At 33.6% G+C, this 20,468-nt stretch carries 17 protein-coding genes, 1 other RNA gene and 1 other annotated feature (1 of these 19 only partly in view); all 18 genes read left to right on the top strand.

The window, feature by feature from the left end:
• Positions 1-141, top strand: a binding site (T-box leader) (it extends 63 nt beyond the left edge of the window).
• 50 nt (positions 142-191) lie between these two features.
• On the top strand, positions 192-1,451 hold the full coding sequence (hisS, locus tag CAAU_RS13110) for a histidine--tRNA ligase (RefSeq protein WP_008909920.1): 1,260 nt from the start codon (positions 192-194) through the stop codon (positions 1,449-1,451).
• Between the two features lie 10 nt (positions 1,452-1,461).
• On the top strand, positions 1,462-3,246 hold the full coding sequence (gene aspS, locus CAAU_RS13105; RefSeq protein ID WP_008909919.1) for an aspartate--tRNA ligase: 1,785 nt from the start codon (positions 1,462-1,464) through the stop codon (positions 3,244-3,246).
• A 69-nt stretch (positions 3,247-3,315) separates the two neighbouring features.
• Positions 3,316-3,496, top strand: a non-coding RNA gene (gene ssrS / locus CAAU_RS14425) — 6S RNA.
• 17 nt (positions 3,497-3,513) lie between these two features.
• Positions 3,514-4,278, top strand: coding sequence for a tRNA threonylcarbamoyladenosine dehydratase (locus CAAU_RS13100; RefSeq protein ID WP_008909918.1), 765 nt, complete (start codon positions 3,514-3,516; stop codon positions 4,276-4,278).
• A gap of 81 nt (positions 4,279-4,359) precedes the next feature.
• Positions 4,360-4,854: a YajQ family cyclic di-GMP-binding protein gene (locus CAAU_RS13095; protein ID WP_008909917.1), complete on the top strand. Its 495-nt coding sequence runs from the start codon at positions 4,360-4,362 to the stop codon at positions 4,852-4,854.
• A gap of 12 nt (positions 4,855-4,866) precedes the next feature.
• Positions 4,867-5,139, top strand: coding sequence for a metal-sensitive transcriptional regulator (locus CAAU_RS13090; RefSeq protein WP_008909916.1), 273 nt, complete (start codon positions 4,867-4,869; stop codon positions 5,137-5,139).
• A 159-nt stretch (positions 5,140-5,298) separates the two neighbouring features.
• The gene (locus CAAU_RS13085; protein ID WP_008909915.1) at positions 5,299-6,531 is read left to right on the top strand and encodes a serine hydroxymethyltransferase; all 1,233 of its coding nucleotides are present in this window, start codon (positions 5,299-5,301) and stop codon (positions 6,529-6,531) included.
• Positions 6,532-6,586: 55 nt separating this feature from the next.
• A complete protein-coding gene (locus tag CAAU_RS13080) occupies positions 6,587-6,766 on the top strand; it encodes a dipeptidase-like (RefSeq protein WP_008909914.1) in 180 nt (59 codons plus the stop codon).
• Positions 6,767-6,995: 229 nt separating this feature from the next.
• The gene (locus CAAU_RS13075) at positions 6,996-8,222 is read left to right on the top strand and encodes an alkaline phosphatase family protein (RefSeq protein ID WP_008909912.1); all 1,227 of its coding nucleotides are present in this window, start codon (positions 6,996-6,998) and stop codon (positions 8,220-8,222) included.
• Between the two features lie 16 nt (positions 8,223-8,238).
• The gene (locus tag CAAU_RS13070; protein WP_008909911.1) at positions 8,239-9,501 is read left to right on the top strand and encodes an MFS transporter; all 1,263 of its coding nucleotides are present in this window, start codon (positions 8,239-8,241) and stop codon (positions 9,499-9,501) included.
• A gap of 21 nt (positions 9,502-9,522) precedes the next feature.
• Positions 9,523-10,290, top strand: coding sequence for a patatin-like phospholipase family protein (locus tag CAAU_RS13065; RefSeq protein ID WP_008909910.1), 768 nt, complete (start codon positions 9,523-9,525; stop codon positions 10,288-10,290).
• Positions 10,291-10,364: 74 nt separating this feature from the next.
• Positions 10,365-10,889, top strand: a complete 525-nt coding sequence (locus tag CAAU_RS13060; RefSeq protein WP_008909909.1) for a sigma-70 family RNA polymerase sigma factor — start codon at positions 10,365-10,367, stop codon at positions 10,887-10,889.
• Positions 10,879-12,897 carry a beta-propeller domain-containing protein gene (locus tag CAAU_RS13055; protein WP_008909908.1) on the top strand — a complete coding sequence of 673 codons (2,019 nt, stop codon included), beginning with the start codon at positions 10,879-10,881 and terminating at the stop codon, positions 12,895-12,897. The genes CAAU_RS13060 and CAAU_RS13055 overlap by 11 nt, the downstream gene beginning before the upstream one ends.
• Positions 12,898-12,983: 86 nt before the next feature.
• Entirely contained in the window at positions 12,984-16,115 is a 3,132-nt protein-coding gene (locus CAAU_RS13050) for a hypothetical protein (protein ID WP_040306748.1), read from the top strand.
• Between the two features lie 150 nt (positions 16,116-16,265).
• Positions 16,266-16,487 (top strand): (2Fe-2S)-binding protein, encoded by a 222-nt coding sequence (locus tag CAAU_RS13045; RefSeq protein ID WP_008909905.1) that lies wholly within the window; start codon positions 16,266-16,268, stop codon positions 16,485-16,487.
• A gap of 9 nt (positions 16,488-16,496) precedes the next feature.
• The gene (locus CAAU_RS13040) at positions 16,497-17,744 is read left to right on the top strand and encodes a competence/damage-inducible protein A (protein ID WP_008909904.1); all 1,248 of its coding nucleotides are present in this window, start codon (positions 16,497-16,499) and stop codon (positions 17,742-17,744) included.
• Positions 17,741-19,141 carry a sigma-54 interaction domain-containing protein gene (locus CAAU_RS13035; protein WP_008909903.1) on the top strand — a complete coding sequence of 467 codons (1,401 nt, stop codon included), beginning with the start codon at positions 17,741-17,743 and terminating at the stop codon, positions 19,139-19,141. Before CAAU_RS13040 ends, CAAU_RS13035 begins: the two co-directional genes overlap by 4 nt.
• Positions 19,142-19,419: 278 nt before the next feature.
• Entirely contained in the window at positions 19,420-20,460 is a 1,041-nt protein-coding gene (gene ord, locus CAAU_RS13030) for a 2,4-diaminopentanoate dehydrogenase (RefSeq protein ID WP_008909902.1), read from the top strand.
• Positions 20,461-20,468: the final 8 nt, after the last annotated feature.

Here is a 20,468-nt window from a genome sequence, read left to right as displayed (position 1 = left end):
AGAGCATCTTCACGGTTAAGGAGGGTGAAGGACACCCTGGAGCTTCCGCCTGAAATGAGTAGGGTGGGACGCTGATGCGTTATCAAGTCAAGTGGGTTTTATGCCAATTAGGGTGGCACCGCGGAATTATCCGTCCCTTTTTAAGGGGCGGTTTTTATTTATTTAAATTTTAATTTAAAGGAGGTTAAAAGATGCTAACACAAGCTCCAAAGGGGACTAAGGATGTATTGCCAAAGGAGTCATATAAATGGCATTATATCGAAGGTGAAGTTAGAAAAATTTGTGCTGAGTTTGGATATTCTGAAATAAGAACTCCAACCTTTGAACATACAGAACTAATATTAAGAGGTGTTGGGGAAACTACGGATATCGTTCAAAAGGAAATGTATACCTTCAACGATAAGGCTGGAAGAAGTATAACCTTAAAGCCAGAAGGAACAGCACCAGCCGTTAGAGCTTTTATAGAGCACGGCCTTCAATTTGATACTCAACCTACTAAACTTTATTACATAACACCCGTTTTTAGATATGAAAACGTTCAGGCAGGAAGGCTAAGGGAACACCACCAATTTGGAATAGAAATGTTCGGCTCACCATCACCATCTGCAGATGCTGAGGTTATTTCCCTTGCTATGACCTTCTTAAAAAGACTTGGGCTAGATAATTTAAAGGTAAACATAAACAATATAGGATGTCCTGAGTGCAGAAAGAACTATAACGAGGCGTTAAAAAATTATCTTAAGGATAATTTAGAAGAGCTTTGCGATGTATGTAGGGATAGATATGAAAGAAATCCTTTGAGAATACTTGACTGCAAGGAAAAAACATGCCAAAGAATTGTAAAGGAAGCACCGATAATTACTGACTATGTATGTGATAATTGCAAAAATCATTTTGAGGGATTAAAGCATGAGCTTGAACTTCTTGGGATTCATTATGAAGTAGATCCTCATATAGTAAGGGGACTTGACTACTATACACAAACTGTTTTTGAAATAATATCAAGTAGCATAAAGGAAAATCTTACGATATGCGGTGGGGGAAGATATAATAATTTGATTAAAGAAATAGGTGGACCAGACATGCCAGCTGTTGGCTTTGGACTTGGTCTTGAAAGACTCATATTAACATTAGAATCCAAGGGGATTGAAATACCAAAGCCAAAGGGAATAAGTCTTTATGTTGCATCGATAGGAGATAAGGCAAAGGATGAGGCTGCAAAGATAGTTTATGGATTAAGAAATAAAGGTATTTCCTGCGAAAGGGATCTTATGAATAAATCTTTAAAGGCTCAGATGAAATATGCTAACAAAATCGGTGCAAAATATGTAATTGTTCTTGGAGATGAGGAGATAGAAAACAATAGGGCTAAATTAAAGGAAATGGAAACTGGACAGGAAGAAGAAATAGTTTTAAGCGATATTTATGAAGTAATTAAAGAAAGGATTTAGGAGGGATATTATGGCTGAGGCTTTAAAGGGGTTAAAAAGGACCCATATGTGTGGCGAACTAAGGGAAAATCACGTTGGACAAAATGTTGTTTTAATGGGATGGGTGCAAAAAAGAAGGGATTTTGGTGGACTCATTTTTACCGATCTTAGGGATAGAACGGGAATTGTTCAGGTTGTATTTGGTGAGGAAATAAATAAGGAGGCCTTTATAAAGGCACAGGAGCTAAGAAGTGAATATGTTATTGCAGTTATTGGTGAAGTGGTTTTAAGGGAAGCTCCAAATCCAAATCTACCAACAGGAATGATTGAGGTTAAAGGGAAGGAGCTTAGAATATTATCAGAATCAGAGACGCCACCAATATACATTAAGGAGAACTTAGATGCCTCAGAGGCAATAAGATTAAAATATAGATATTTAGACCTTAGAAGACCAGACCTTCAAAGAAATATAATAATAAGGCATAAAGCAGCTAAGGTAGTAAGAGATTTTATGGACGAAAATGGATTTTTAGAGATTGAAACTCCGATGCTTACAAAAAGCACTCCTGAAGGAGCGAGGGACTATTTAGTTCCAAGTAGAAATTTCCCGGGAAAATTTTATGCTCTACCCCAATCACCACAGATTTTTAAACAGCTTCTTATGGTTTCAGGGTTTGATAGATATTTCCAAATTGTTCGCTGCTTTAGGGATGAAGACCTTAGGGCAAACAGACAACCTGAGTTTACACAGATAGATATCGAAATGTCCTTTGTGGACATTGATGATGTAATAGACTTAAACGAAAGGCTAATGAAAAGATTGTTTAAAGAAATCCTCAATATAGACATTCCAACTCCTTTCCCAAGGATAACATATAAAGAGGCAATGGAAAGATACGGTTCGGATAAGCCGGATATAAGATTTGGGTTAGAACTTGTTGACATTAGTGATGAGGTAAAAAATAGCAATTTTAAAGTATTTAAAGATACTGTAGCAAATGGTGGAACAGTAAGGGGAATAAATGCAAAGGGATGCGCAGAATTTTCAAGAAAGGAAATAGATAAACTTGAAGAACTTGTTAAGACCTATGGAGCTAAAGGACTTGCATGGATAGCCTTAAAGGAAGGAGAAATAAAATCTCCTATTGCAAAATTTTTATCAGAAGAAGAATTAAATGCAATTAAAAACAAGATGCAGGCGGAAACAGGAGATTTACTTTTAATTGTTGCAGACAAACCAAAAACTGTTTTTGCAGCTTTAGGGGCCCTTAGACTTGAACTTGGAAGAAAACTTGAGTTAATTGGTCCTAATAATAAAGAATTTAAGTTCCTTTGGGTTACTGAATTCCCACTTCTGGAATACGATGAAGAGGAAGGAAGATACGTTGCAATGCACCATCCATTTACAAGTCCGATGGATGAGGATATAGAATTATTAGAAACAAATCCGGAAAAGGTTAGGGCAAAGGCCTACGACATGGTTCTAAATGGAGAAGAAATAGGTGGAGGAAGCATTAGAATACATGATACAAAACTTCAAGAGAGGATGTTTAAGGCATTAGGACTTTCGATGGAAAAGGCTTATGAAAAATTTGGTTTCCTTCTTGAGGCCTTCAAATTTGGACCTCCACCCCATGGAGGATTAGCTTTTGGATTTGATAGGATTGTTATGTTCCTTACGGGAACTGACAATATTAAAGATGTTATAGCCTTCCCAAAGAATCAAAATGCAGCCTGCCCACTTACAAATGCTCCATCAGAGGTTGATGAAAAGCAGTTAGATGAACTTGGTATAACTGTTATTGAAAAAGAATAATCCCTTAATTTACATAAGGGTTTACTATTGATATTTTCGACAAAAGGTGTTATATTAATAATTAAATAAAAGAGCCTGCCGTATTCGCCAGGATGGATTATGTATTGAGCCAACACCTACGAAAAGGGAGCCCGGGCTCCTCATGTGGAATGTAGGCCTACTAAAGGTAGGGAACAAGAAGCATGGGGGAGGGCACCCACCTGCTGAGAGCAGGTTCAATCATTCCATCCAGCGATATGGTGGGTTTTTGTATGTAAGGAGGTAACTATGTTAGGACCTTTTTCAAGAACAGAACTTCTTTTAGGAAAAGAAGGAGTTGAAAAGCTCAAAAAAAGCACTGTAGCAGTATTTGGAGTTGGAGGAGTTGGATCCTTTGCTGTTGAGGCTCTTGCTCGTTCAGGAGTTGGAAGATTAATTTTAGTTGACGATGATGATGTTTGTATAACAAATATAAATAGACAATTACATGCAACAACAAAAACTGTTGGAAAACCAAAAGTTGATGTAATGGCTGAAAGGGTTAAAGAAATAAACCCTAAGGCTGTTGTTCTACCTATAAAAGAATTTATTTCAAAGGATAACATTGAAAAGTTATTAACTAATGACATAGATTATGTAATTGATGCTATAGATACAGTATCTTCAAAGATAGAGCTTGTAGTAAAATGCAATGAAATGAATATTCCAATAATAAGCAGTATGGGGGCTGGCAATAAGCTTGATCCGACTAAGTTTGAGGTTGAGGATATTTATAAAACAAGTGTGTGTCCATTAGCTAAGGTCATGAGGACCGAACTTAGAAAAAGAGGAATTAAAAAACTGAAGGTTGTTTATTCAAAGGAGCCACCGATGAAGCCAAAGCTTGATGAAGTTGTGTCCTGCAAGGTAGGATGCGTATGCCCACCTGGTGCAACAAGAAAATGCACTGACAGAAGACAAATCCCAGGAAGCATATCCTTTGTGCCTTCGGTAGTAGGTCTTATAATGGCCGGTGAGGTAATTAAAGATATAGTTTTTGGAGAAAATAAGTAATAATCAATTGAGAAAATGTTAAATTTAGTATATTATTATATGTGAGTATCGGTCATGAATAATTTTTATAAGGAGGTTACTATGGCAGGAACATATTCATTTGATATAGTTTCAAAACCAGACCTTCAAGAAATAGATAATGCTGTTAACCAAACTATAAAGGAAATATCACAAAGATATGACTTTAAAGGCGTAGTTGCAGAGGTTGAATTTAACGGCAAGGATGAAATAAAAATTCATGCTCAGGATGAATTTAAGCTAAAGAGCATATTAGAAATTTTGAAGGCTAAGATGGTTAAAAGGGGGGTGTCGCCAAAGTTTTTAGATGAAGGAAAGATTGAGGCGGCAACAGGTGGAACAGTAAGGGAAACTGTTAAAATTAAAAACGGCATAGAAAAGGAAAAGGCAAAGGAAATAGTTCAGGAAATCAAAAATACAAAACTTAAGGTTCAAGCTCAAATAATGGATGATATTATAAGAGTATCAGGAAAAAGCAAAGATGATTTGCAGTCAGTTATTCAAATGCTAAGGGGAAGGGACTTTGGAATAGAGCTTCAATTTACAAATTATAGATAAGGTGGGATAAAAATGGTTCAATGCTGCTCTAAGGAAGATATTATCAAAAGGCTAAGAAGAATTGAAGGTCAAGTAAAGGGAATTCAAAAGATGGTTGAAAATAATGAGGAATGCTCTGATATACTAATTCAAATAGCTGCAGTGAGGGCTGCAATTAACAAAGTTGGTGGTTTGATTTTGGAAAATTATTCAAAATCATGTATTATGAAGGCAGCAACTCAAGATTTCGATGGCGAGAAGGAAATTCAAGAGCTTATCGATGTTATACTAAAGTTTATGAAGTAAATCTCCTACTAGACGTGGGAGATTTTTCTTTTTTTTACAAGGTGTGAATGAAATTATTCAGTATAGGTATAAGTGTGCAATTTTTTATTGATATTTATAATAATTAAATTTATAATAAAATTAGAAATATTGCAAAAATTAGCGAAAGGAAGTGTTGTGATGAGCCTTGAAAATGTTAAAAAAGTGGATCCTGAGGTATATGAATACATATTAAAGGAAATGGAAAGGCAGCAGAACAAAATAGAGCTTATCGCTTCGGAAAATTTTACAAGCAGAGCTGTTATGGAGGCACAAGGGTCACAACTTACAAACAAGTATGCGGAAGGATATCCAGGAAAAAGATATTATGGGGGATGTGAATATGTTGATGTTATAGAGGACCTTGCAAGGGAAAGGATGAAAAAATTATTTGGTGCAGAACATGCTAATGTTCAGCCCCATTCAGGTTCTCAGGCTAACATGGCGGTTTACATGGCAGTTTTAGAGCCAGGTGATAAGGTTCTCGGTATGAATTTATCCCATGGTGGTCATTTAACTCATGGAAGCCCTGTAAACTTTTCAGGAAAGCTATTTAATTTTATAGCATATGGAGTAAATGAAGAAGGATTTATAGACTATGAAGAACTTAGAAAACTTGCCCTTCAGGAAAAACCAAAAATGATTGTATCAGGTGCCAGCGCTTATCCAAGAATAATAGACTTTAAGAAAATAAGAGAAATTTGCGATGAAGTTGGAGCTTACATGATGGTTGATATGGCACATATTGCAGGATTGGTTGCAGCAGGTCTACACCCAAATCCAGTTGAATATGCAGATTTTGTTACAACAACAACCCATAAGACCTTAAGGGGACCAAGGGGCGGTGCAATACTTTGTAAGGAACAATATGCAAAACTTATAGATAAGACCATTTTCCCAGGGATACAAGGTGGACCCCTTGAACATGTTATTGCTGCAAAGGCAGTATGTTTTAAGGAAGCGATGAGCGAAGAGTTTAAAGAATATCAAAGAAAAGTTTTAGAAAATGCAAAGACTTTGGCAAATGCTCTTATGGAAAGAGGATTTAAGCTTGTTTCTGGAGGAACAGACAACCACCTTATGCTTGTTGATTTAAGAAATAAGCATATTACAGGTAAAGATGCAGAACATCTTCTTGATGAAGTTGGAATTACAGTTAACAAGAATACAATACCATTTGATCCTGAAAGTCCATTTGTAACAAGCGGTATAAGAATAGGAACTCCTGCAGTTACAACAAGAGGCTTTGGTAAAGAAGAAATGGTAGAAATTGCAGATATAATAAATTGGGTTATCGAAAATAGGGATAAGGATCTAACACCTGCAAGAGAAAGGGTTAAAGCTCTTGTAAACAAGTTTAAATTATATGCATAAAAGGAGCCAGCTAGCTGGCTCTTTTTTAAAATTTATTTTTAGGGTGGGGTGTTGTATGTGTGATACTTTAGTTGCCCTTAAAAGTTGGACTAAAAATGGAGCTGTTATTTTTGGCAAAAATAGCGATAGAGAAAAGGATGAACCTCATGTTATAATAAGGGTTCCGAGAAAAAAACATAGTAAGGATGAAAAGGTTAAATGCACCTATATTGAAATTCCGCATAAAAAACTGTAAAATAAAAGATACTTTTATAATTAGAATTGCTTGGCGAAATGAGCGATGCCTTTTCTAATTCTTTTGGAGTTCTTGCAAGGCTTTTAACAGAAAAAGGTTTTTTCTACAATTTGAGCAGTTTCAGATTATCTGGAACTGCTTAAATTATGCAATAAAAGAAGTTGTTGTTATTTTTTTACAATTAGCGTATAATTGTTAAAAAAGATATATTTATTTTTGGGGTGTTAGGATGGAAACTAAAAGATACAAACATTTGATTATCGTTTCCTTTGACGCTGTAGCTAAAGATGATTATGATGTTATAAAAACCCTACCTAATTTTAGCGAGTTTTTAACTAAAGGAAACTATACCTTTGACGTAGAACCTGTTTACCCAACCTTAACATATCCCATTCATGTCAGCATGATGACAGGCAAACTTCCAAGGGTGCATGGAGTTATTAATAATACATTAATTCAACCAAGGATGAGAAGACCGGATTGGTATTGGGAAAGAAAATATATAAAGTCGGATACTTTATTTGACGCTGCAGCAAGAAAAGGGTTAATTACTGCTGCACTTTTATGGCCGGTTACAGCAAAGGCTAACATAAAATACAATATGCCTGAAATATTTGCAAATAGACCATGGCAAAATCAGATTACAGTATCCTTATCCTCTGGAAGTATTTTTTACCAGCTCGACCTTGTAAGGCGCTTTGGACATCTTTTCAAATCCTTTAATCAGCCAGACCTAGATAATTTTGTCCTTGAATGTTCATTATATACCATAAAAAAATATAAGCCTAATCTCATGCTCATTCATTTTACCGATGTCGATACACATAAACATAAATATGGCACAAAATCTAATAAGGTTATGGAGGCTTTAAAAAGGCATGATATTAGGCTTTCAAAGATAAGACAGGCTATTGAGGATGCAGGCATTTCAAAGGATACAATTCTTTGCCTTCTTGGAGATCATGGAAGTTTAGATGTTGAAAAAGAGATCAGATTAAACAAATTATTTTTAGAAAGGGGATTGATAAGGGAGGATAAAAAGGGAAGGATTATAGATTATGATGTCTATTTAAAATCCTGCGACGGTTCGGCTTATGTTTATTTGAAGGATGATAGTAATATAGAAGTTAAAAATAAGGTTATGGAAGTTTTAGATGAATTTAATAAATACTATCCTAATGCAATTGAAAGGATATTTACAAGGGAGGATTCAGTAAACTTAGGATTTGATGAAGCTGCTTTTTTAATGTTGGAGGGCGGCAAGGGCTATAGTTTTTCAAGCAAACATTTTGGAGATGTAATTTCTCCGTCAAATTATAAGGCGGTTCATGGACAGCTTCCTGTAAAACATAAAACATTTTTTGCATTGAGCGATAAAGAGGTAGATATTAGCGGTGTAAAAAAGGTCACAGATTTTAAGAAGGTTTTTGATAAAATTTTAGGTTTGAAATTATAATGTTAGGGGGAATTTTATGAAGCTTAATAAGCTTGAAAGGAGCTGGGCCCTTTATGATTGGGCTAATTCAGCCTACTCGATGACGGTGACCTCAACTATTTTACCTTTGTATTTTAAAATGATAACTGATTCTGCTGGAATTGAAAAAAACATTTCAACGGCCTATTGGGGTTATGCAAATTCCCTTGGAACGTTGTTGATTGCAATTCTAGCACCGATATTAGGAACTATTGCTGACTATAAAGGCTATAAGAAAAAGTTTTTTAGATTCTTTTTCATGCTTGGAATAATTTCAACGGCAATGCTTGCTCTTCCAAAGGATCAATGGCTGGCCCTTCTTATTATATATTTTATTACAGAAGTTGGCTTTGCCGGGGCAAATATATTTTATGATGCCTTTTTAGTTGACGTAACGACGGAGGATAGGATGGATAGGGTATCCACAATGGGCTATGGTCTAGGATACATAGGAAGCACAATCCCATTTATTATCTGTATAGCAATAATAATACTTGCACAATTTAAAAAGATTCCTATGAGCATTGAAACTGCATCGAGAATTTCATTTGTTATAACTGCCATATGGTGGGGAGTATTTACAATTCCAATGCTTAAAAATGTAAAACAAGTCCATTATGTAGAAATAGAAAAAAATCCTATTTTGTCAAGTTTTAAAAGACTTTTTAAAACCTTAAGAGAAATAAAAAAACACAAGAGCATCTTTATATTCCTTCTTGCTTATTTCTTCTACATAGACGGAGTAGATACTATAATTAAGATGGCAACAGCCTATGGGTCGGATCTTGGAATAAGTTCCACAACTCTTCTTATAATTCTACTTGTGACTCAATTCGTGGCATTTCCTTTTGCTCTTTTGTATGGCAGACTTGCTGAAAAGTATTCCGGAAAATTTATGCTCCTTATTGCAATAGGCATATATACATTTATATGTATTTATGCATACTTTATAAAGACGGCTTTAGATTTTTGGGTCCTTGCGATGCTGGTTGGAACATCCCAGGGAGGAATTCAAGCCCTCAGCCGTTCATATTTCGGAAAGCTTGTTCCAAAGGAGAACTCAAACGAATTTTTTGGATTTTATAATATATTTGGTAAATTTGCGGCAATAATGGGACCATTTTTAGTTGGCCTTGTTGCTCAAATTACAGGAAGGACTAATAATGGCGTTTTTAGTATAATTATTTTGTTTATCATTGGTGGAATTTTGCTTGTAAAGGTGCCTAATCAGAGCACTAAAACAATAGGAATAGATATATAATTTTTATGGAGGCGATGCAAATTGAGGTATGGATTATGCTTAACTGGTGGTGGTGCTAAGGGAGCCTTTCAGGCTGGGATAATAAAGGCTTTGAAGGAAAAGGACCTTAATATAAATATTGTTTCAGGAACATCCATTGGAGCTATAAATGCATATTTTATGATGAAAAATGCCTATGAAGGATTATATGAATTTTGGATAAATATGGACGGTGAAAGATATAAATCTTCGCTGGATAAGGTAATCGATAATTCTAAGATAATAAACGAACTATATTTGCTGGAAGGTGAAGATGAAAAGATAGAGCATGTTTATATAAATTATGTTTTAATCAAAAAAAGCAGCTTGTATGAAATCATAGTTGATATAAAGGGAAAGGGGAAGGAAGATGCCTTAGAGGCTGTTAAAGTAAGCTCGCTTTTGCCTTATAATAATAAAGCTTTAGTGGATTTTAAAGGCAAAATGTTCGATACAAAACTTTTATTTGAAAGGTTTACTCAGGATGTTTTGTTAGGCTTATACGATGGCTTTAAACTTGATGGAGGGATTATGAATAATTGTCTTTTACAGCCTTTTATTAATCACAGGATGGATAAAATAATAATTATTGCCCTTAGGGATACCTTTGAAGTTCCTGAATATATTTATAAGTATTATAAAGAAGAGGATCTATTTGTGTTTAAACCAAATTTTAAAATAAATCCTGAGGATACAATAAGGTTTGAAAAGGATTTTTGCTTTGACTTGTTTCAAAAAGGATATGAGATGGCAAGTAAAGTAGAAGTTTAGGGGACATATGTCCCCTAAATTTATGCAACGAAAAGCGTATGAAAGTCGTCTAAAGGTTGAAAGGAGGGTTAATCGTGGATAGAGCGGAGGATTCAAGGAAAATAGAAGATTTAGTAGAAAAATATGGCGATGATGTTTTAAGAATTTGTTTTGTATATACAAAGGACTATGCTGCAGCGCAGGATTTGTTTCAAGAGACGTTTATAAAGGTTTATAACAATCTAAAGAATTTTAGAGGGGATTCAAGCGAAAAAACATGGATTATCCGTATAGCGATAAATATTTGCAAGGACTATTTAAAAAGCGCTTGGATTAAAAGGTTTATATTTTTAGATGAAATAAAGGAAAACAGTTCTACCGATGTAGAGGGTTTGGTAATAGATGAAATTAAAAAGCATGAAGTAATCAAGGCGGTTTTAAACTTACCTCCTAAATACAGAGAAGTTATTCTTTTATATTATTATTTTGACTTCAATACGATAGAAATAGCAAAAACAATTGGGATATCAGAGACTGCAGTGAGAAGTAGATTAAAACGGGCAAGGGATCAGCTAAAAAATATTTTCAATGAAGGGGAGGTTGTTGATTATGAAGGATGACAGAAAAAGGTTTGATTTATCCGAACTTGACAAGATTAAGGCTTCAAAGGATTTGAAGACTAAGACTTTAAATAGATGCTTAGATGATGGAAATAAATTTAAAAGTTTTTCACTTTCAAAGGTTTCTCTAGTTTTTGCAGTAATTTTTGCTATTGTTTTAAGCTATGTTGCGATTGCTGTGAATAATTCTAAAGGAATAAAGGTTGTAAAAAGCTATGAACTTAAAGCAGCTAAAAGTGAAAAGGATTTGTTAAATGCCTTAAAGAGCGTTGGAATGCCAGCAAGGGATGGTGTATTTAATCTTGCTCAAGAAAGTGCAAAATCAGAAAGTCCTGCCCATTCTACTACAAATGTTCAAGTAGAAGGAATTGATGAGGCGGATATAATTAAAACCGATGGGAAATATATATATTCAATTAACAGCTACAAAAATGAGTTGATAATTTTTAAGGCGAACGATAGGGCTGAAATAATAAAAAGGCTAAAGGTAAAAGATCTATATGCTAATATAATAAATGCTGACTTAAATAACCTCTATTTAAGAGAAATGTTTATTTATGTAAAGGAAGATAAAAAATATTTAGTTTTATTATCCGGATTGATTAGATACGAACAAGGAAAGGAAGAGCCATATAAAAAGTCAACGCCAAGTGAAAAAGTTGATATTATGCCTATAAGGTGGGGTGATGAGACGACTTTAATTTCAATATACGATATAAAGGATATTGATAAATTTAGTTTAGTTAAGCAATTTGAAGTTTCAGGAAATATATTATCAAGCAGGATAAATGGGGACAATTTTTATCTAGTAACAAACAAATGGATGAGATATTTTATACAAGATAAAAATGAAAATGTTCTACCCTATTATGTAGATTATGATAAGACTGATAAGAAAATTTATATTGATGCAAAAAACGTTTTATATAATGAAAATAACTTAAGTTCTAACTTTACTGTAATTTCCAATATTAATTTAAATAATTTTAATATTAGAATGCAGTCTGCTTTAGGCAATTTTTATCAAATGTATATGTCTAGGGAAAATCTTTATCTTATAACAACACAAACAGAGGCTGTAAAGCCTTTTGAAAAAGTAAATGGTAAGGATGCAGTTCAATCGTTGGAAAACTATAAACAAAAAACCCTTATATATAAGTTCAATTTACAAAGTGATGTAAATTACAAAGGATATGGAGAAGTTGACGGATATATAATTAATCAATTTTCAATGGATGAATACGAGGGCTATTTTAGAATTGCGACAACTGAAGAAAGCTATAATGGGAAAAGCTTCAATACTAGCAATAATGTTTTTGTTCTCGATAGAAATCTTAAATTAACAGGCAGTATAAGAAATATTGCAGAGGGTGAGAGGATATATTCAGTAAGATTTTCTAACGATAAAATGTATATGGTAACCTTTAAACAGGTGGATCCATTATTTGTTATTGATCTTAAAAACCCTCATAATCCTAAGATACTAGGATATCTAAAGATACCAGGATATAGCACTTACCTTCATCCATTAGGAGATAACAGACTTATTGGAATTGGACTGGAAACGGCAGATTTAGAGGGCAGGGTAATTAATAAGGGCATAAAGATTGCTTTATTTGATATTTCAGAATTAGATAATCCAAAACAAATTTCAAAGCTTGAAATAGGAGGAAGAGGCACCTTCTCAGAATCCTTATACAACCATAAGGCTTTAACCGTATATAAACCATACGACCTTTATGCCTTTGATTTATATGAAACCAGGGATGATGATTCTTATACTCAAATATTTAGAGGACTCTGCCTTTTAAGGATTGATGAAAATGAAATAAAATTGCTGCAAAAGATTACCCAGATGGATTTATTAAAAAACGATAACGCAGTCGAATACTATGATTACGGTTATAGGGCGGTATTCGTTGATAAATATATGTATGTAATCTCCAATATCGGGGTAACTGTTTTGGATTTAGATGAAATGAGGATTATAAAGAATGAAAGAATATGAGAGGCTTATGCCTCTTTTTTTATATCAATATAGTGAAAAATGTAGTATAATAATGTAAAAATTGATATGAAAGATGGTGATGGGGGATGAAAAAAAGGTTAATTTTTATGATTTGTTTTCTATTGCTTATTGTAATGCTGCCAATTTTGCTTTTCATGAAAAAGCAAACATCTTATTTAAATATTTGGATAATAGATAAAACTGTCCCAACTAGAGATTTTAGGGAGCATAAAGGATTGGTTTGGGTATTAAATAATATGAAGATAAAAAATAGGATAACAAAGGATTATTTTGATTATAAAAAGGATTACTTTGGCTTCCATCCTGAAGAAAATGGTTATAAAATATTTGAAATTCAACCCAATAATCCGGATTTTATTTATTTAGCTGATACCTATGGTGTTTATACGGATGATTTTAATAAAGATAATAAGGAAGGAAGCAAATCAGAATTAATATACGGTGGGTTAACAGAGGAGGAACTATTTAAAATAAAATCATATTTAAATAATGGAAGAACTATAGTTGCAGAATTCAACACGATTGAATATCCAACGAATGAAAAGGTTAAAAAAGAAATGGAGGATATCTTCGGGTTTAAGTGGAGCGGGTGGATTGGGAGATACTTTGCGGAACTTAAAAGGGATATAGAGGTTCCAATATGGGTGATTGAAAACTATGAGAAACAGTATAATAAAAAGTGGGATTTTAAAGGAAATGGTTTTGTGTTTATTTCTGAGAATAATGAAATAGTGGTTTTAGACAAAAATGATTTTAATAAACAAAAATTAAAGGTTGTTTTTGATGATAAGTATATTAATGAATTTAATGTAATAAATAAAGTTAACTTTAATTATTGGTTTGAGATAATAAACAATAAAGATTCTGAAGTTTTAGCAAAATTTGTTTTGGATCTTAAGGATAATGGAATCAAAAAGCTTGAAGGATATAACTTAAAAGTTGAGTTCCCAGCTGTTCTTAGGAAAATAACTGAAGATTATAAGGCGTATTATTTTGCGGGAGATTTTGCAGATGTTAAAAGTGTCCCGTCATTTTATAGGTTTGTTGGATATGATTTTATAAAGAAAATCTTATCCTTCAATACTGAATCATCGCAGGATGCCTTTTATTGGAAGGTTTATGTTCCTATGATGAAAAAGATAATAAAAGATGCTAAAACTATAAATGAAAAAAATTTAAGCCAAGAAATCTACAACTATAAGGGTGTTAAACTGGTATCAAGAATAAGGGATAATGAGTTTCAAATTTATAAGGATGGTGCGTGGCAAAAACTGTTTATAAAGGGAGTTAATTTAGGACTTGCAACTCCAGGAAAGTGGTTTACCCAGATGCCGGATAATGAAATAGATTATTTAAGATGGTTTGATATGATTGGCAAAATGAATGCAAATGTTGTGCGTGTATATACGTTAGTTCATCCTTCATTTTATAAAGCCTTAAGGACGTATAATGAAATTTACAAGGAAAATCCTTTGTTTCTAATTCAGGAAGCTTGGCCGGATGAAAATCCAAAGGATCATAATTACTTGGATAAGGACAACTTACAAAGCTTTTTAAAGGAAATTGGATATGTGGTTGATGCTATTCATGGGAATGTTGAAATTCCAAAGAGAGTAGGAAAGTCCTATGGGAAATATGAGGCAGATGTATCAAAATGGACTATTGCTTTTTTAGTAGGAAGAGAATTAGAGCCTGAAGAGGTTATAAGCACAAATCAGAAAAACAAGGGATATGTTTATAAAGGAGAGTATATCTCTGCCCCAAATGGTGAGGCAACTGAGGCTTGGCTTGCTATGACTTGTGATTATTTGATTAAATATGAAGATGAAAAATATAAGTTTCAACATCCTGTTGCTATAGTAAGTTGGCCGACTTTGGACCCTATTATTCATAGAACGGAATTTAATAAAGAAGGTAAAAAGGAATTAGAATATAACGATAAGGCATCAGTTGATATTAATAAATTTGATTTAGGAGAAAAAAATATTGCAGGATTTTTTGGGGCATATCATATTTATCCTAACTATCCTGATTTTATGAACAATGAAGAACATTATAAAGAATATCAGGATGAATATGGAAGGCTTATGTATGGTGGATATATAAGGGAATTTATTTCTCAACACAAAAAATTCCCAGCTTTAGTTGCTGAATTTGGGCTGGCAACGGGGATGGGCAATGCACATATGAATCCTGATGGATATAACCATGGGGGTGTGGATGAGATAACTCAAGGAGAAGGAATAGTAAGGATGATGAAGGCAATAAAAAGGGAAGGTTATATTGGAGGAATAATATTCGAATGGATGGATGAGTGGGCAAAAAAGACATGGATAACGGAACCCTTCATGATACCTTATGAAAGACATGTGCTTTGGCATAATGCCAATGACCCTGAACAAAACTACGGAATACTTGCAATTGAAAGCGTAAAGCCAGAAAAGGCAGATTTGGAATTTTTGAATGATGGGATTATTAAAAAAATCAGCTTATTTAATGATGAAACTTATCTTTATATAGAATTAGAATATGACAAGAATTTTGATTTTAAAAATAATGAAATTATCATAGGAATTGATACCTATGATAGGTTAAGGGGAGATTTTAAATACTCTTCAAAGATTGATATAAAGGCACCAAGTGGGATGGAGTTTGTAATTAAAATAAAGGATAAAGAGGCAAAACTATTGGCTCATCCTGATTATAATATTGGCAATATGAGATTTTCATCAAGGAAAACTATGAATGGAATATTCGAGGAGATAAGACCTTTAATAAATAAAAGCAGAGTAACTATGGATGGAAAATTTATTCCTGAGATAAGACAAGATGGCTCTACATTAAGATATGGTGATTTTACAGATTCAAGTCACTCCTTATATATTAGCGATAAAATACATATAAGGATTCCTTGGGGAAAACTAAATGTAACTGATCCATCGAGTCATAGGGTTTTGGATGATTCAAGAAAATACCTTTATTATCCTGAAAGGGATAGATTTAAAACTACAATTACAGATGGTTTTGTGATAACAGGGATAGTTATATCAAATAATAATGTTATTGATGTTTTCCCAGAAAAACAGAATATAAAAGATTTAATTTATAAATGGAAGGGCTGGGAAGAACCAGCATATAGAGAAAGATTAAAAAAGAGTTACTATATAATAAAGGAGTTCTTTAAAGATCTTAATTAAAATTATTTTTGCTTAGCCCTGAGAAGGATTTCTGGACTAATCCTTCCAGGGCTCTTATAACTTTGGGGGATTAAATACTTCTATAACCTGAATTAGCCTATATAGGCTATCTAATATATTCTTGTGGTATAATAGTAGGGAGGTGGTAATGTGAATAATAAGTTAAATAATGAGATTCTTGATAAACTTACTAAAGTTTGTTTGTGTAAAGGCATTTCACGAGCAAGTATAAAAAAAGCTATAGAAGAAGGAGCTGACACATTAGAAAAGATTCGAAGAAAAACTGGAGCAGGTTCAGGTAGTTGCAGAGGTCAAAGATGCACAGTAAAGATAATAGAACTTTTGGAGGAATATAAAAATAGTAAAAATTAGGAGGGTAATATGATAGCGGAGATCATTTCAATTGGAACAGAGCTATTGCTTGGTGATATCGTTAATACAAATGCACAATATATAGCAAGAAGGCTCAAGGATCTTGGAATATTTGTTTACTATCAAACTGTTGTTGGGGATAATGAAAAAAGACTTATGGATGCATTTGAAATTGCATTTAAAAGAAGCGATATAGTGATAACAACTGGGGGACTTGGACCGACTCAGGATGACCTTTCCAAGGAAGTTGCTGCAAAATATTTTAATAAAAATTTGATTTTAGATGAAGAAACATTTAGATCAGTAGAAGAATATTTTTCCAAAAGGAAGCTTCAATTAACTGAGGGGATAAAAAAACAAGCTTTGATAATTGAAGGAGCTAAGGCTCTAAAAAATGATTATGGGACAGCACCTGGGATATATTTTGAGGAAAACGGTAAGGTCTTAATTATGATGCCTGGACCTCCTAAGGAGATGATTCCTTTATTTGAGAATAGGGTTGTTCCAATTCTTTTAAGATATACTGATAATATTCTTATGTCAAAGGTTTTAAGAATTGCAGGAATTGGAGAGAGTTTTGTTGAGGATAGGATTAAGGATTTAATAGAAGTCCAGACAAATCCGACTATAGCTCCATACGTTAAGGATGGAGAGGTTACCTTAAGAATTACTGCAAAGGCAAAGGATGAAAGAGAGGCCATAGAGCTAATAGAACCTGTAGTTAAGGAAATCAATGAAAGATTAGAAGGATATGTTTATGGTGAAGGAGATACTAGTCTTGAGGAGGTTTTAGGAACTCTTTTGTTAAAGCATAATTTAAAAATTGCAATAGCAGAATCCTGCACAGGAGGGATGTTAACATCAAGGCTTGTTAATTTTCCAGGAATTTCAGCATCTTTGGTGGAGGGGTTAGTAACTTATAGTAACGAATCAAAAATGAAAAGGCTTAATGTTAGTGAAGAAACTTTAAAAAGTTTTGGTGCGGTAAGCAAAGAATGTGCAATTGAAATGGCAAGGGGAGTTGCTTTAACTTCAAACTCTGATATTGGGATTTCCTCAACAGGGATTGCAGGTCCTTTAGGTGGAACAGAACAAAAGCCTGTAGGCCTTGTTTATCTTGGACTTTATTTTAATGGCAAGGAAAAATATAAGGAATTAAGGCTTTCTGGAGATAGACAAAGGATTAGACTTTTGACAACAAATTTAGCACTTCTTTGGCTTATTAATGAAATACGTTTATGGGAGAGGGGAGAATGAGTTTTTATAAGGAACTGCTTGATATAATATTAAAATACACACAAGAGGGTATTCATGTTGTTGATAAAGAAGGCAATACAATAATATATAATAAAGCAATGGCTAATTTAGAGGGGATGGATGAAGAGGAGGTTTTAGGGAAAAATCTTCTTGAGATTTTCCCAAGTTTAAATGAAAATTCCAGCACCCTTTTGCATGCACTAAAGACTGGAGAGGCCATATTAGATAGATATCAGACATATTTAAATAAAAAGGGATATAACATCACATCTGTAAATACAACAGTTCCGATTATTAAGGATGGAGAAATTTTAGGAGCAGTTGAGATTTCCAAAGATTTTACTAAGGTTAAGGAGCTTTATGATAATATAATAAAACTAACCGAAGGAACTGATGAAGGAATTTCTAGTGATTTTACCACTTTTTCAAATATTATTGGATTAAGTCCCAAATTTTTAAAGGCTGTCGAGATAGCCAAAAAGGCGTCAAGGTCCTCATCAACAGTTTTAATTTATGGTGAAACAGGGACAGGGAAAGAGGTTTTTGCAAGGTGCATTCACAATGAAAGTGTAAGGAAAAACAAACCTTTTGTTGCGGTCAACTGTGCTGCCTTGCCTGAAAGCCTTTTAGAGGGAATTTTATTTGGAACAGTAAAAGGGGGCTTTACAGGTGCAATAGACAGACCAGGCCTTTTCGAACAGGCTAATGGTGGGACCCTTCTTCTTGATGAGATAAATTCTATGCCTATTTCACTTCAGGCAAAGCTTTTGAGGGTTTTGCAGGAAAGTTATGTAAGGAGAATTGGGGGACTTAAGGATATCCCTATCGATGTTAGAGTTATAGCAACTACCAATGAGGATCCGTATACGGCAATTCTAAACGGAAAATTTAGAAAGGATTTATATTATAGGCTGAGCGTGATTAATATTACAATTCCTCCTTTAAGAGAGAGAAAGGAGGATATAGCCTTATTTGTTAAGTATTTTATAAAAAAATACAATAAAGAACTTAATAAAAATGTTTATGATGTTTCAAAGGAAGTTTATGATGCCTTTATGTCCTACGATTGGCCTGGAAATGTTAGAGAACTTAAAAATTATTTAGAAAGTGCGATGAATTTAGCGAGCGGCAGTATTTTAAAGGAGGAACATTTTTCAGGAATAAATCATGATAAAATATTTAAGAAAAAGTCTTTATCGGGGACAGTCAACATGGATATGATGGATGAAGTTGGTCTTGATGAATATCTAGAAGGCATGGAAAAAAAATTAATTTTAACGGCATTAGAAGAAACAGGTTACAACATTACAAAAGCAGCAGAAAAATTAAAAATAAAAAGACAAACCCTTCAACATAAAATGAAAAAATATAAAATAAATGAAAATGACGAAAATTAGGCATGGTCATGCAAAATATTTTGCATGACCGATTTTTTATTTTATGAGATTTTATAAATTGGGATTTGTAGTTACTTTAACAATTGCAAAAATTTTTGCATCAAGGCAGAATTTTTAGACTATTCTAAAATCATGCATAAATATTTGAAATGGTTTGATAAAAAGTAAATTTTTATTTATTAAAAATTAAAAATTTTTTTAAATATAATAAAAACTTTGGCACGATATTTGCTTATAGATATAAGTGAAAATATTTTTAAAATTAAGGGGGTAATCTTATGGATAAAGTAAAAGTTGTTATGTGGGGTATCGGCGCCATGGGCGGTGGCATGGCAAAGATGATCTTAGATAAGGAAGGAATTGAAATAGTAGGTGCAATAATTGGGCATCCAGAAAAGGCTAACATGGACCTTGGTGATTATTTAGGAATCGATAGAAAAGTTGGAGTTTTAACATCAACAGATGCTAAGACAGTTTTAGATTCTGTAAAGGCTGATGTTTGCATAATTGCAACAGATTCATTTGTAAAGAATGTTTTTCCACAAATTAAGATGGCAGTAGAGCATAAGATGAATGTTATTACAATTGCAGAAGAAATGTCATATCCACATACAATTGAACCAGAGCTTTCAAAGGAAATGGATAGACTTGCTAAGGAAAATGGTGTAACTATTCTGGGAACAGGAGTTAACCCAGGATTTGTTCTTGATACTTTAATAATTGTTTTATCAGCAGCATGCAGAAGAGTAAACAAGATTAGAGCAGCAAGAATCAATGACCTTTCACCCTTCGGACCAACAGTTATGAGAACACAGGGTGTAGGAACTACTCCTGAAGAATTCGAAAAGGGAATCAAGGAAGGAACAATAGTAGGTCACATTGGTTTCCAACAGTCAATCCCAATGATTGCAGATGCTCTTGGAATTGAAATCGACGAAGTTGTAGAAACTAGAGAGCCAATTATATCAAGCGTTTATAGAGAAACTCCACATGTTAAGGTAGAACCAGGAATGGTAGCAGGATGTAAACATATTGCATATGGAAAGAAGAATGGAGAAGTTGTAATAACGCTTGAACATCCACAACAGATCCATCCACATTTAGAAGGCGTTGAAACAGGAGATTACATCTGGATTGAAGGAGATCCAAACCTTAGCCTTTCAATAAAGCCAGAAACTCCAGGAGGAATAGGAACAATTGCAGTTGCAGTAAATATGATTCCTCATGTTATTAATTCAGAGCCAGGATTAAAGTCAATGATAGATATGCCACTTCCACATGCTTTGATGGCAGATATTAGAAAGTATATCAGAAGATAATTTGGGGT

Origin of the sequence: Caloramator australicus RC3, from assembly GCF_000297115.1 — a bacterium.
Lineage (GTDB): Bacteria > Bacillota > Clostridia > Clostridiales > Caloramatoraceae > Caloramator > Caloramator australicus.
This window is presented reverse-complemented; position numbering and strand designations above follow the sequence as displayed.

Coding starts and splice junctions, on each gene's coding strand:
- hisS (WP_008909920.1), top strand. CDS start 192: ATGCTAACACAAGCTCCAAAGGGGACTAAGGATGTATTGCCAAAGGAG.
- aspS (WP_008909919.1), top strand. CDS start 1,462: ATGGCTGAGGCTTTAAAGGGGTTAAAAAGGACCCATATGTGTGGCGAA.
- CAAU_RS13100 (WP_008909918.1), top strand. CDS start 3,514: ATGTTAGGACCTTTTTCAAGAACAGAACTTCTTTTAGGAAAAGAAGGA.
- CAAU_RS13095 (WP_008909917.1), top strand. CDS start 4,360: ATGGCAGGAACATATTCATTTGATATAGTTTCAAAACCAGACCTTCAA.
- CAAU_RS13090 (WP_008909916.1), top strand. CDS start 4,867: ATGGTTCAATGCTGCTCTAAGGAAGATATTATCAAAAGGCTAAGAAGA.
- CAAU_RS13085 (WP_008909915.1), top strand. CDS start 5,299: ATGAGCCTTGAAAATGTTAAAAAAGTGGATCCTGAGGTATATGAATAC.
- CAAU_RS13080 (WP_008909914.1), top strand. CDS start 6,587: ATGTGTGATACTTTAGTTGCCCTTAAAAGTTGGACTAAAAATGGAGCT.
- CAAU_RS13075 (WP_008909912.1), top strand. CDS start 6,996: ATGGAAACTAAAAGATACAAACATTTGATTATCGTTTCCTTTGACGCT.
- CAAU_RS13070 (WP_008909911.1), top strand. CDS start 8,239: ATGAAGCTTAATAAGCTTGAAAGGAGCTGGGCCCTTTATGATTGGGCT.
- CAAU_RS13055 (WP_008909908.1), top strand. CDS start 10,879: ATGAAGGATGACAGAAAAAGGTTTGATTTATCCGAACTTGACAAGATT.
- CAAU_RS13050 (WP_040306748.1), top strand. CDS start 12,984: ATGAAAAAAAGGTTAATTTTTATGATTTGTTTTCTATTGCTTATTGTA.
- CAAU_RS13040 (WP_008909904.1), top strand. CDS start 16,497: ATGATAGCGGAGATCATTTCAATTGGAACAGAGCTATTGCTTGGTGAT.
- CAAU_RS13035 (WP_008909903.1), top strand. CDS start 17,741: ATGAGTTTTTATAAGGAACTGCTTGATATAATATTAAAATACACACAA.
- ord (WP_008909902.1), top strand. CDS start 19,420: ATGGATAAAGTAAAAGTTGTTATGTGGGGTATCGGCGCCATGGGCGGT.